Annotated in this window: 13 protein-coding genes; 5 read left to right on the forward strand and 8 right to left on the reverse strand. The window is 44.1% G+C overall.

Features of this window, described 5'->3' with window-relative positions:
* Positions 1-8: 8 nt before the first annotated feature.
* Positions 9-1,799, reverse strand: coding sequence for a hypothetical protein (locus CWO13_RS15240; protein WP_108083149.1), 1,791 nt, complete (start codon positions 1,797-1,799; stop codon positions 9-11).
* Between the two features lie 401 nt (positions 1,800-2,200).
* Here CWO13_RS15240 and CWO13_RS15245 point away from each other — a divergent pair, with 401 nt between their 5' ends.
* From CWO13_RS15245 to CWO13_RS15260, 4 genes are all read left to right on the forward strand, one after another.
* Positions 2,201-2,587: a thiol-disulfide oxidoreductase DCC family protein gene (locus tag CWO13_RS15245; RefSeq protein ID WP_108083150.1), complete on the forward strand. Its 387-nt coding sequence runs from the start codon at positions 2,201-2,203 to the stop codon at positions 2,585-2,587.
* A gap of 302 nt (positions 2,588-2,889) precedes the next feature.
* A complete protein-coding gene (locus tag CWO13_RS15250; protein WP_055320103.1) occupies positions 2,890-4,233 on the forward strand; it encodes an ABC1 kinase family protein in 1,344 nt (447 codons plus the stop codon).
* 96 nt (positions 4,234-4,329) lie between these two features.
* A complete protein-coding gene (locus tag CWO13_RS15255) occupies positions 4,330-4,875 on the forward strand; it encodes a glutathione peroxidase (RefSeq protein WP_048669003.1) in 546 nt (181 codons plus the stop codon).
* On the forward strand, positions 4,872-5,339 hold the full coding sequence (locus CWO13_RS15260; protein ID WP_107898723.1) for a DUF3429 domain-containing protein: 468 nt from the start codon (positions 4,872-4,874) through the stop codon (positions 5,337-5,339). Before CWO13_RS15255 ends, CWO13_RS15260 begins: the two co-directional genes overlap by 4 nt.
* Before the next feature lie 41 nt (positions 5,340-5,380).
* On the opposite strand, the gene CWO13_RS15265 is transcribed toward CWO13_RS15260, so the two are convergent.
* The 5 genes from CWO13_RS15265 to CWO13_RS15285 form a co-directional block, all read right to left on the reverse strand.
* A complete protein-coding gene (locus tag CWO13_RS15265) occupies positions 5,381-5,815 on the reverse strand; it encodes a GNAT family N-acetyltransferase (protein ID WP_108083151.1) in 435 nt (144 codons plus the stop codon).
* Between the two features lie 48 nt (positions 5,816-5,863).
* Complete coding sequence (locus CWO13_RS15270) at positions 5,864-6,478, reverse strand: LysE family translocator (RefSeq protein WP_017089636.1); 615 nt, start codon at positions 6,476-6,478, stop codon at positions 5,864-5,866.
* Between the two features lie 109 nt (positions 6,479-6,587).
* Positions 6,588-6,941: a hypothetical protein gene (locus CWO13_RS15275; protein WP_108083152.1), complete on the reverse strand. Its 354-nt coding sequence runs from the start codon at positions 6,939-6,941 to the stop codon at positions 6,588-6,590.
* Between the two features lie 113 nt (positions 6,942-7,054).
* Positions 7,055-8,491 carry a lipopolysaccharide biosynthesis protein gene (locus CWO13_RS15280; RefSeq protein ID WP_102530472.1) on the reverse strand — a complete coding sequence of 479 codons (1,437 nt, stop codon included), beginning with the start codon at positions 8,489-8,491 and terminating at the stop codon, positions 7,055-7,057.
* A gap of 16 nt (positions 8,492-8,507) precedes the next feature.
* A complete protein-coding gene (locus CWO13_RS15285) occupies positions 8,508-9,434 on the reverse strand; it encodes a glycosyltransferase family 2 protein (RefSeq protein ID WP_107898722.1) in 927 nt (308 codons plus the stop codon).
* Between the two features lie 316 nt (positions 9,435-9,750).
* Between CWO13_RS15285 and CWO13_RS15290 the strand changes: the two genes are divergently transcribed.
* A complete protein-coding gene (locus tag CWO13_RS15290; RefSeq protein ID WP_048658206.1) occupies positions 9,751-10,899 on the forward strand; it encodes a glycosyltransferase family 4 protein in 1,149 nt (382 codons plus the stop codon).
* A gap of 174 nt (positions 10,900-11,073) precedes the next feature.
* On the opposite strand, the gene CWO13_RS15295 is transcribed toward CWO13_RS15290, so the two are convergent.
* Positions 11,074-11,847 carry a ribonuclease H1 domain-containing protein gene (locus CWO13_RS15295; protein ID WP_048658205.1) on the reverse strand — a complete coding sequence of 258 codons (774 nt, stop codon included), beginning with the start codon at positions 11,845-11,847 and terminating at the stop codon, positions 11,074-11,076.
* An 81-nt stretch (positions 11,848-11,928) separates the two neighbouring features.
* On the reverse strand, positions 11,929-12,234 hold the full coding sequence (locus CWO13_RS15300; RefSeq protein ID WP_048658204.1) for an NIPSNAP family protein: 306 nt from the start codon (positions 12,232-12,234) through the stop codon (positions 11,929-11,931).
* Between the last annotated feature and the right edge of the window lie 26 nt (positions 12,235-12,260).

Consider the following 12,260-nt stretch of genomic DNA (forward strand, 5'->3'; position numbering starts at 1 on the left):
GAAAGTACTTATGGCTCAGGAACAGTAAATGGACAAACATCACAGGTTGCAATGTTCGATGTTTCCATAAATGCTTCTTGCAAGAACAGCGAGTCAAACGTTGCTGTTACTTGATTAGATAGCACTCCGTCTACTCCAGTTGGTAACACATTTGGCGCATAAGTTTTGCTTACTTGTGTACACACTTGACCAATCGCATCACCAAAGTTCGGTATCCACTCTCCTTCACCCGTTTTACAAGCAAACAGCCCAGGGTCGGCACTTAATACACTACATATATTACCAGCACCACATGTGGTCACATCCTCAAGATCATCACAAGGTAAAGCGAAGTCGAGGTAATAACTGCTGTTGACGACTTCGGTAGGTAAGTCAGAACGGCTCAAAGAGTCATCCTTAGAATCCACCAGCGATTCAATAGCCAATGGGATATCACCGGTATTACATATTTCAACATCATAGGTTTTCTTAAGCACAACTTGTCCACTATCAACCTCTAAGAAGCTATTACATACCTTAGAAATCTCAACCATTGGACTCAAGTCGATTGGCGGACAATTGTAAGCCACAGGAGCTTGAGCATTCACGATAAGCCCATCAAGATCTACTGAACCATCGATCACACCAACGGCACCATTATTTACAGACAAGTAATTACCCATGAATGAGAATGACTCACCGACACTCCACACTTCATCACCGTTACCCACGACAGGAAGCGCACCTAAGATTGGTGAATCAGATAAAAAGGCCACTTGGTAATCACCATTGGTGCCTAACGAACCAGGACCGGTGTTGGTGACCGTCACGGTGTAATCGATGTTAAACATGCCATCGACCGTAAAACTGGTTGTGTTACAAGTCGCCGCTATGCTGATACTACATAAACTAAATGAACCGACAACGAAGTCAGCCAAAGACGCATCAATCGAACGGGAAGCTCGTGATTCCACTAAGAAGCTACTAAAACAAGGGATATCCTCAATACCAAACTCATCATTCAATAGTGCAGATAAGTTCAGGCGTCCTTCAACAAAGCTCTCCGTCGGAATAGACGTAGTTTCACCCGTTTTAGCTAGATAATCCCAACCTTGTACATTGGGTAGAGCAATTGCCCCGATAGAATCATCATTTGAAATCGCACATATCTTCTCGACACCGACAGCACCACTGCCACATCTTGCACCAACGAAATCATTAGATTTAGGGTCTCCAGCCGTCTGGAACAGTCTGGTCATGTTGTCAGTCACATCACCATTATTCAAATTCCATTGCAGCACTTCAATATAAGGTTTACCACCACTGGCTTGCGGAAAAGAAATCAAGACCAATATGTCTCCATTGACGTGCTCGCCAACGAAATCACCTTTTGTCGCTCCTGCCGGTAATCCTACTTGATCTTGCAAGAACCAAAAACCAATGTACATATCACCATTGTTCGCATATCGGTCGGCACCAAAGTAAATCAGCAAGTCACCTTCGCTTTCAAAAGCTGCGGCATACGCATTAGTAAAGTCATCTTTTGGTTGTGGTGACGCCGTACGGAATGCCCAATCTGTAATGTCGGAATCATCTTTTGATCCACCTTTCCAAAAGATTTGGTCGATACCATTACGGTCTTTTTCGAAAAATTCTGCAATCCCAACCATGCTGTTGGGGTCATTTACATCGTCCCAATCAATACCACTATTATCACTGGTCGCGTTACCATCGAGTTCCATCACATCAACAGTAGCCCACGCCAACTGAGGACTACTAAACAACAGAAGCACACTAAGTAAATAATTTATAACCTTCATGTTCTCTCTCCATATGTTCATACTTATGCTTTTAAGGTTTTCTTCCATGCCCAAACTGGAGAAAATCCTTTAGCAATTCGTAGGTTCGATAGAGCATATTCCAAGCCAACTTCAACTAATTGATTTGGTTGATGTTTATATATTGAAGGCACACCTTTCTTGGACGTTTTGTTATCATTTGTCCATAAACCAGAGATTTGACCAAATAATCAAGGACTTGAAAGGGTGAACAAAGTGTCTAAGTCAGACATCTTTAGAACTTTGATTCGAGAAGAGTGATCTTTAAAAGGTACAATAGCGTAGCCATTCTAAGATTATCGAATAACAAGCGATTGAATTGAAGGGTGCCGACTTAACGGGCAACTGAAGGTTCTTCTAGCTAAGCCACAGGCGAATAAACAATGATACAACTGACGATATTTTATGATGGGACTTGTCCATTGTGCGCAAAAGAGATGGCGGCACTTGCCAAGCATGATATCGAGAATAAGATTCAAACCATTGACATCTACAGCGAATCCTTTTCAGACTACCCTCAGATTGATGCGGACGCAGCCAACACCATTTTGCATGCACTGGATGAGAACGGCAAAGTGCTGTTAGGTTTAGACGTGACCTACCAAGCGTGGCGCTTAGTAGGAAAAGGTTGGCTATATGCTCCATTGCGTTGGGCGATATTTAAGCCAATCGCAGATTGGTGTTATTTACGATTTGCCAAGAACAGATATAAAGTCTCTTTCTGGCTAACTGGAAAATCACGCTGCAACGGAAACAGCTGCATTAAATAGGATTGAGTTAAGACATGCCGCTGGCGACTTTGTAGTAAACGATGCCAAACAGAGCTGCGAATACCAATACCGTAACGGCCACTTTCAACCAAATAAATCTCATGCTTTGTCCTTTTAATTCTGTTTACTGTTTCGCGAGACAAGTTACCACAACAAAACATTCGGTTGTGTAATGATTGGCAGAACTTTGTAGTCATACCAATCACAGTAAGTAAGTGATCAAAAATAGCGCAGGAAAAAAGCTAGGGTGAACAGTTATTTACTACGATTGGTATCAACCTTGATTCTCAGAGAGAACCTTTATGTCGGCAAAAGAGAGAAACCTTCCCACACATCGAATTTCTAGATTCAGTAAGTTTGCCTCATTGGCGACAAGGGTCGCGGGCAACGTGCTAACGGAAGGCACCAAGCAGCTTGCACAAGGCAACAGACCCAAAGCAAAAGACTTACTGTTAACGCCACAGAATATTGCTCGCCTGACCGATCAACTGGCGCACCTACGTGGCGCTGCGATGAAGCTGGGGCAGATGCTATCAATGGATGCGGGCGATGTTCTAGAGCCAGAATTAGCCGACATTCTTTCTCGCCTGCGCTCAGACGCAGACCCATTGCCAACAAAGCAGCTCAATCAAGTCTTAGAGAGCTCGCTTGGGCACCAGTGGAAAACCGAATTCCTTTCCTTCAACTTTAAACCGATTGCCAGTGCCTCTATCGGACAAGTTCACCAAGCCTATAGCGATGCCGGGGACAAACTCGCCGTCAAAGTCCAATACCCAGGCATTCGAAAAAGCATCGACAGTGATGTGGACAACGTCGGCACACTGCTCAACATTGTTGGCTTGATACCAAAGTCGGTCGACTACAAAGGCTTGTTAGAAGAGGCAAAAAAACAGCTCCATGATGAAGCGGACTACGCTCGAGAGGCTGGCTATGCAACTCGTTATCACAATGCATTAAAAGAGCACTCTCACTTCGTCGTACCTAAGATTCATCCGCAAGTCTCTTCAGAATCCGTGCTCGCCATGGACTTCATCGAAGGCGTCTCTATAGAACAGATAGAAAGTTACGACCAAGACACCCGTGACTTTGTGATGCACAGCTTGCTTGAGCTTCTATTCAGAGAGTTGTTCGACTTTAAGATGGTGCAAACCGATCCCAATTTCGCCAACTACCTTTACGTTGAAAACACCCGACAAATTGGCTTGTTAGATTTCGGAGCAACACGTGAATACAGTGACCGCTTCAGCGAAGGTTATCGCTTAGCCTTTTCGTCAGTGATTAATAACAATGAGCAAGGGCTCAACCAAGCGTTAGAGCAAATTGGATTCTTCAGCGAGACGATTCTTCCCGATCAACGTCAAGCTATTTTAAACCTCGTAAAGATGGCATGTGAGCCGATGTTGGTTGACGAAGACTACGACTTCAGAGCCAGTGGTTTGGCACAAAGGCTTCGTGAAGCAGGCACCATATTGAGCATGGAACAAGAGTATTGGCACACACCACCAGCCGATGCGCTGTTCCTGCACCGAAAAATTGGTGGCATGTATCTGTTAGCGGCTCGCCTTGGTGCGAAAGTGAATATAAGTCGTTTGGTCGCTCCATACCTTATGCCAGAGAGTAAAAGCACAATTAAAAACGATAGTTAAAACGCTAATGAAAGAGACAGTAAATAAGACACAAAGTGATCATTTCAACGTGCTCAAGAGTAATAACCATTACGCCAACTAAAATGAGTCACACCTATGGAACATTCACTGCTGCGCTCCACCGCCCTAATCGCGAGCCTCACGAGTTCATTCGCTTTTTCAGCTAGCTGCCCAGAGATACTCAACGGAAAACAAAGGCTGTTAAATTCAAACGAAGAGATTGAACTGTGTGAAGAGTTTCAAGGTAAGGCTTTATTGATCGTGAATACGGCAAGCCAATGTGGTTTCACTCCTCAGTTCGAACAACTAGAGCAGCTCCATCAAACCTATAAAGACCAAGGCTTCACGGTTGTTGGTTTCCCAAGTAATGATTTTCGCCAAGACAGAGGCAGCGAGGAGCAATCCGCTAAAATCTGCTACTTAGATTATGGCGTCACCTTTCCGATGATGGCGCGTGCATCAATCTCTGGGCCAGAAGCAAACCCAGTCTTTGCCGAAATCCAACAACAAGCGGGCGTAACGCCTAAATGGAATTTCTATAAGTTCTTGATCAGCAAAGAAGGTAAAGTGGTCGCAACCTTCCCGAGTTCTACATCGCCAACCAGTACTATCCTTAAAACCGCTATCGAGCAGCAGTTATGAAGTCAGATTACATGGGGACAACTCAAACACGTAACACCATGGCCAAACTTGGTTATATGGGGTTAATTCCGTTTTTATTCGGTCTCCTCCTTTCGCTCACCGACAGCCAACTTTTAAGCTTGAGCGGGGAAACACTCTTCATCACTTACAGCGTGGTCATCTTGAGCTTTTTGTCGGGCATCTTATGGGGAAATGGCATCGAAAATTTCGAAAGCCAATCAAGCAACAAAGCGCTGATTCTAAGCAACATGGTTGTGTTAATCGCATGGTTGGCAGTGTTGCTTGGAGAGCAAAAAGAGTTTCTCACTACCTTAATTCTCATCATTGGCTACATTGCGGTTTGGCGAGCGGAAAGGTCAATGAGAGAAGAGAACCAGAGCCAAGGCCCAGATGGCTACTTGGATATGAGAACTCGGCTCACCTCTAGCGTGGTATTGATGCACGGTATCGTGATGCTAACTTAAGCATGCGATGCCTATATCTAAACGGATACATGAAGCGGGAACTAGATGATGAGCTGCATGACCAGACGAGGCTCATCGTCTCCGAAATAATTACTCTCTTCTTTGATGGTCACAAAACCCATCGACAAATACAGCTCACAAGCCGAACTGTTACTTGGATCAACGGTAAGTAAAAGCTTGGAACCTTGTGGCAAGGTTTCTATCGCCAGTTGCATCAATGAACGGCCAATCCCCATACCTCGGTAAGCAGTATCAACAGCCAGTGACAAAACCCAATACTCTTGTTGTTTGTCGGTTGGTGTCATTAATATATAGCCCGCAACCTGCGAATATTGTTTCACCACCAGCAAGCCCTTCCCCCAGCAATCAAATGCCTGACGAAAGAAAAACAACGGATAGGCGTGATCGCCAAATAAAGCATGTTCAAGCTGGTAGATATCAACCAGTTCCTGTTTTTCCGCACAGACAATATTCATAGACAGACCTTAAAAGCTTAACGATAAACTAGACAAGCAAAATGAGAACTACTGTCGACTCACCAACAGATTAGCACCGGATAGAGCAAGAAAAACCGAGCACGCTTTGTTGAAACGCTTGGCCATCTGAGGTTTTGAAAACCAATTTCGTAGATATAAACCAAAGGCTGCATAGATGGAAATCGCGAGCATTTCTAATACAAGGAACGTGCTGCCTAAAACAAAGAATTGAGTATTTACGTTCGCTGAAACATCGACAAATTGAGGTAGGAATGCAGTGAAGATAAGTATCGCTTTGGGGTTGCCAGCAGCCAGTGCGAACTCTTGTTTAACAAGACCAAACCAGTTCTTATTTCGTTCAATATCCGCGACCGGACTGGCTTGTGAGCGCCAAAGATTGAACGCGATCCACAACAGATACATCGCGCCAAATAGCTTGATAAGGAAAAACAGAGTTTCAGAGGTATAAAGCACAACCGCTAAGCCAGATGCAGCCAAAGCAATCATGCCAGAAAAAGCGAGGATTCTTCCTAAGCCAGCGACAAAGGCGGCCTGAAATCCGTAACAACGGGCGTTGTTCATTGATAACAAATTGTTTGGGCCCGGTGTCATGTTGAGCGCAAAGCAAGCCGGGATAAACAGCAGCAACTTCCATATTTCCATTGGTATTTCCTAGTCTCAATATGCCAAGGTTATCGTATCATTAAGTGAGATATGACCTTTTATAGCAGCTATTAAAACCAGTACCAATCCTACTGTCGTATCCTTTCAACTAATTCTCAAAAAATTTCTCGTACTCTGGTGTCGCTAAGTTTTCTGCAATCCCCATTTCACCCACTATATAAATGGCACTCGCAAGAGTTTCTATGGTTTGGTTAAGCTCTCTATCGGGCACTTCACCAACAACAGGAACGGGCTGACGTACAGATGTTGAATTGCAGACTACACTTTCACAAACGATGTTGTGTTGTTCCTGTTGAGAAACTTCTGGCGGCTTGAAATCCTGTGAATTGAAGTCGGGAGCAGTAATACCCTCACTTGAAAAATCAGAGGCGCTGTTTGAGGCAGCTGAAAACAGAGACAAGAGCAGCATCCACTTATTCATAAATCTTTCCATGGTTAGCATTCACTGAATTTATAAATACTATCTAATTCGAGTCGTTATGAACAGTGTTTTATTGTTGAAGATAATTATGTAGCTAAGTGCCGATTACCCGCTGTACTTGGGGTGACATGAATTCAACTCACATGCGAATGCTTACCTAACATAAACTTATCGAGTAGCGGCTGTGGTACAGGGATAATAGAGTATCGAATGAAGGCAACTAACGTCACTATCGCCACAAAACTGCCTAAAACAAAATCATGCACATCAACCAGCACCCAACCAAGAACCCTATCACTGACAATCGCAAATAGACCGATACTCACCGCGACTATCCATTTACGGTGATCATAAGGTAAATATTCCATCTTTTGGCTCACGATATAGAGCAGTGACAGCCTCACGATATAAGTACCACAAAGCACCACCACCACACCCCACACTCCATAAATCGGTGCCACAACAAAGTAGCCAATCGCAGCCAAGATCGCACAGCCACCTTGAATCCACATTTGTGATTGACTTGAATCGCCACTAAAGCAGCCTAAATTGAGGTAATCGCCTGCGCTTTTGATAACACCAATCACAAGCAAGGCCACGACGAGAGTACCAGCATAGTGATAGCTGCTAGGCAAAATTAATGAGATGAAACCAGGAACGGTTAGAATCATCAGGATCCCTAACACGATGGCAAGGTTAACGCCGACTAAGGCTCTATCTGCACAAATTTTACTACCGCCAAGCTGCTGAAGCATAGCTACTCGGTTCGGAAACCACCAAAGTGCATAAGGCTGCAACAGTAAGCCTAGAATCAACGCAAACTTACCGCTGACCGCATAAATCGCAAGCTCTTCAACGCCGACGAAACTCGCCATCACCCAACGGTCTAGCCCTGTAATCATGTAAATCGAAGCACCACCGACTAACGTGGGCAATCCAAATTTTAGGATCTTAGCGGAGTACTTGAGGCTGCCAATTGAGCCCATCTCCTGCCATTGATAACGCAGTAAACACAGCATCAGCAGCACACTCGAAACAGCGGAAGATATTAGTACACCATCGATGCCATAACCCGCTTCAAGCAGCACAAACGTCATTGCAGCTTGCACACTCGCCTTCAAGACATTGAGCATGCAAAAACGTTTTGCCATCGCATTCATTCGCATCAGTGTTAACGGGATAGAAATCGCACCATCGAGCATGGTCGGTATCAACAGAAGTAGGATTTGATAGGGTTGGAACTCGACGGGCAGCATCAATAACAGTAGCGGCATGCTAAGTGCAATTAAGCTCCCCCCTAACACACACACTAAGACACTCAATGTGAAACAGTTAGAAACCAATTTCCTCTTTTCTTCCCCCTCAGCGACGCCAACATATCGATACATAGCCTCAACAATCCCAAAGCTAAATAGGATCGTCCCGATATCAGCCAACAAGACAATGGCTTCTAAAGAACCGTATTCAACCAACGTCATCTTATGGGTGATATAGGGGACCATCACGAGTGATATCCCTTTCATCATCACAATGCCAATGGCGTAATAGGCGGACTGTTTTAGTGACCCCATAGCAGACACCTATTCCTTACAATGCAGGCATTAGGAAACTCTTAAAGTCCCCAAGTAGATGTCGGAACGTTCGTTTTTGCGGAGCCAAAACCAACGAACGAATACTGTATGAGATGGCCAGTCGGTTTATTTGTAAGCCTCGATAATAGTCAGCGTAGCCTTCCAGTATTCTCGCCTTTGCTATTTTGAAACTTGAAGAGGGTAGATTCCATCGTTGACTATCATCTTGGTAATGTTGAAGAATGGTCTCTATCGACTGCAAATTTCTCAATTTAAGATTTTCAGTTTGGGTAACGGAACTCGCTCTCATCAAGTAACCAACCTGCACGGAGTTCAACGCACCAATCTGATGGTTTTCACTCATTCGAAGCCACAGCTCCCAATCTTCCCCATACTTAATATCAGCATTGAAACTGCCTGTTTGAGAAAACACATCCGCTCTCACCATGACCGTCGATGTCCCAATCACATTGTTTTCAATAATGAACTCTAGCGGGTTCTCGATATTGATGAACAACTCGTCTTGATCTTGAAACTGCGACCAATAACTAAAGCAATCGACTATCACTTGGTAGTCTTCCGTAAGGTGCTCGTAATTGGTAAAACTCATCGCAAGATCAGGATATCGTTGATGAAATTCAAACTGGCGTTCGACTTTTTCGGGAAACCAAAAGTCGTCAGCATCTAAAAACGCAATAAATTCACCCGTCGCCTTTTCGATACCAAGGTTTCTTGCTTGAGGAGCCCCGACACCCAAGGTTGATAACTTGACGATACGATCATCATGGATTGACGCTAGGTAAGTCGACGTACCATCATTACTATTATCATCGATAATGATTAATTCTATGTCTTGATGAGTCTGCTTAAGCACGCTACCAATTGCCTTAGGCAGGTAATCCAGACAATTGTAAGTAGGAATGATAACGCTTACTTTAGCCATAATGACGCCCTCAGATTTATACGTTATATGGCTATCGTTGCATGTTCTATGCCGAGAGCACCTTGCGATAAAATCACTTCTAGATCAGTCCCCTACGTACCCATTCCCAAAATGACGACAAAACACAACCGGTCAAAAAACCTACAACCTCAATTTGATTTTCAATTTGAGAAAACGGACTACTTCTGGGTGGGTAACCTTCAGGAAACCATTGAAATGCCCGCCAAAGCTACGATTTGATCTTGGTTCGTATCTTGCTTTATTGGTTATTACCTTGGCTTGATAGCTTTAATCAGATGGATTTGAGGAGCAAAGAATGAAGAAAGTAGCATTTGTGGCGCCAACCTACCCTGTACTCAGTGAGACCTTCATTCAAACAGAAGTCGACTCTGTGAAAGCCTGTGGGCACGATGTTTGTGTAATGACGTTCAAAATTGAAAACAGCGAAAAACAGTTCGACTACGACATTGTCGAGATAGGTAAAGATGTTCGGATGAGTAAAGTCACCCACATTAATTGGATAGGGTTAATCAAGGCTGTCTCATTTATTTCTAAGCAAACCAGCATGCCCAAGAAGTCACTGTTCGCTTATGGCTTTAAATTAGCGCTGCAACTCGCGGAAAACGACGTCGAACACGTTCATGCACATTTCTGTCAGCACACTGCAGCTCACGCCATCGTCGCGGCAAAACTGCTGAATATTACCTGTTCGTTCGTTGCTCACGGCCATGATGTTTACGAGTTTGCTTATGATATTGAACACAAGATTTCATCGAGTGATTTTGTGGTTGCAGTATGTAAAGACATGCTAGCTGACTTCAACACCATGGCGAAAGGAAACATTAAGCTCCTGCACTGCGGAGTTAATACCAAACAATTCCAACTCAACCCAAAAACCGAAACCAAGCAACTTCGCTTTGTTTTTCTTGGCCGATTAGTGGAGCAGAAAGGCATCCACCATCTTATTGATGCACTAGCGCCGATTGCCGAACCTCTCGACATTCATCTCGATATCATCGGTACTGGCGATTTAGAGCAACAATTAAAATTGCAGGTCAAAGAGCAAGGGCTCACTCGAAACGTGACCTTTCTTGGTGCCAAATCTCACGAATGGGTGAAAGAGAAACTGTCGAACTATGAGAGCCTAATCGCGCCCTTCTGCTTTTCCGAAACAGGATGTGTGGATACCGGGCCACTGGTTTTAAAAGAAGCGATGGCCGTTGGTACGCCTGTCATCACAACCAACATCATGGGATGCAAAGAGATCGTCTCACCTGAAACAGGTTTTGTGGTTAGCGAAAAGAACGTTGAGGAATTAAGAGAAGCGATTGAGCGTTTTGCGCAGTTGAGCAGTAATGATAAAGCGTCAATGGGATTGGAGGCACGTCAGAGAGTGAAAGACAGTTTTAATTCGATAAAACAAGCTCAGCAATTATCTCGCTGGATAGAGAACCCAGCTCAATAAGGATTAACTCAGGCAGCTAAGCATCACAAGAACAAAGCACCATAAGAAAACTGAGCACCACAAGATCAAAAGAGCGCTACATCAATTTGAAATGTAACGCTCAACTTAGCACTGCCCAATGATGGCGACTTATGCTTTCAGTGACTTTCATTAGCTTTTCATTAAGAAGCCTAGCTAGCCAGCTCGCAATGCCAAAATAGACTCAATATCTTCGATGTCACGATATTGAGCGAGTTGTTGCTCTTTCGATGAAATCGCCACAATAGACATTCTATCGGCCAATTCGTTGCCTTCAATCCCAACGTGTCCGTTCACATGGTAGATGGTGATTTTTGAAGCAAGTTCTTGGTAGAGAGCATACGCAGGCTTAATAATATCGAGGTTTTTGATCTCGCCTCCCGACTTGGTCCAGCCCTTTTTCTCCCAACCTGTTGCCCACTTAGTAATGCAGTCTATCGAGTATTTCGAGTCACAATAAATCGCCACAGAGAGGCCTGCGTTTAACTTATCTTTCGCAAGCAAAAACGCCTGTTTAAGGCCATGTAACTCAGCGGTATTATTGGTACCAACAGGTTGATACAAGCCATACCATAATTCGGTTAATTGGTTGTTTTGATAGACCGCTAAACCCGTCCCCGCTTCACCAGGGTTTGGCTCACAAGCACCATCAGTAAAGATCTTGATATCAAAAGGCATATCAGTGATTTGCTGCTCTGAAAGAGGCGGAACCTTTGCTTTCGTCGCCTTCCCCGCAGAGCTTGGCTTTGTCGCTGTAGAGCCTGACACAGACGACGTTTTACCACCGAAAGCAGACTCAGCCTCGCCTAATGTTGGAAACGATTTATATCTCGCACCAGCGAAGCCATCGACTTGCGATTTACACTCGTTCCAAGTAGTAAAAATACCCGGTGTGCGACCTTTCCAAACCACATAATATTTCTTAGCCAAACTAACTCCTTACCAAAACCTAAACACACAAACAGTGAATCAGTACATTAGATGCCACCACGCTATACGTTGCAAGGTCTATCACTCTAAAACAGGTCTAAAAAAGCTTCGTTCATAACTCACGATACAATCAACTTCGTCCGCAAATTCAAACGCTTTAATACACTCAGCATCGCTCAGCGATTTAATCCGATATTCTTCATAGGCAACCAAACTTTCAAAGGTAAACAGCGCCAAGGCAATATTGTTCGCCCCTTCCGACGGTAAGAAATAACCATTGTGTTGGCCCCCGAATTTAGCGACCAGAGGAATCCACATTTTTGCGTATGTCTCGAACTCATTTACCTTTTTAGGATCAATCACATATCGAACATAACAAGTAATCATATTTATACGGCCCTTAAATTATGGGA

This window comes from Vibrio sp. ZF 223 (assembly GCF_003050585.1).
GTDB classification, from domain to species: Bacteria; Pseudomonadota; Gammaproteobacteria; order Enterobacterales; family Vibrionaceae; genus Vibrio; species Vibrio crassostreae.

Excerpts from the sequence above, each read along its gene's own strand:
- CWO13_RS15240 (WP_108083149.1), bottom strand. The coding sequence starts at position 1,799 with ATGAAGGTTATAAATTATTTACTTAGTGTGCTTCTGTTGTTTAGTAGT.
- CWO13_RS15245 (WP_108083150.1), top strand. The coding sequence starts at position 2,201 with ATGATACAACTGACGATATTTTATGATGGGACTTGTCCATTGTGCGCA.
- CWO13_RS15250 (WP_055320103.1), top strand. The coding sequence starts at position 2,890 with ATGTCGGCAAAAGAGAGAAACCTTCCCACACATCGAATTTCTAGATTC.
- CWO13_RS15255 (WP_048669003.1), top strand. The coding sequence starts at position 4,330 with ATGGAACATTCACTGCTGCGCTCCACCGCCCTAATCGCGAGCCTCACG.
- CWO13_RS15260 (WP_107898723.1), top strand. The coding sequence starts at position 4,872 with ATGAAGTCAGATTACATGGGGACAACTCAAACACGTAACACCATGGCC.
- CWO13_RS15265 (WP_108083151.1), bottom strand. The coding sequence starts at position 5,815 with ATGAATATTGTCTGTGCGGAAAAACAGGAACTGGTTGATATCTACCAG.
- CWO13_RS15270 (WP_017089636.1), bottom strand. The coding sequence starts at position 6,478 with ATGGAAATATGGAAGTTGCTGCTGTTTATCCCGGCTTGCTTTGCGCTC.
- CWO13_RS15275 (WP_108083152.1), bottom strand. The coding sequence starts at position 6,941 with ATGCTAACCATGGAAAGATTTATGAATAAGTGGATGCTGCTCTTGTCT.
- CWO13_RS15280 (WP_102530472.1), bottom strand. The coding sequence starts at position 8,491 with ATGGGGTCACTAAAACAGTCCGCCTATTACGCCATTGGCATTGTGATG.
- CWO13_RS15285 (WP_107898722.1), bottom strand. The coding sequence starts at position 9,434 with ATGGCTAAAGTAAGCGTTATCATTCCTACTTACAATTGTCTGGATTAC.
- CWO13_RS15290 (WP_048658206.1), top strand. The coding sequence starts at position 9,751 with ATGAAGAAAGTAGCATTTGTGGCGCCAACCTACCCTGTACTCAGTGAG.
- CWO13_RS15300 (WP_048658204.1), bottom strand. The coding sequence starts at position 12,234 with ATGATTACTTGTTATGTTCGATATGTGATTGATCCTAAAAAGGTAAAT.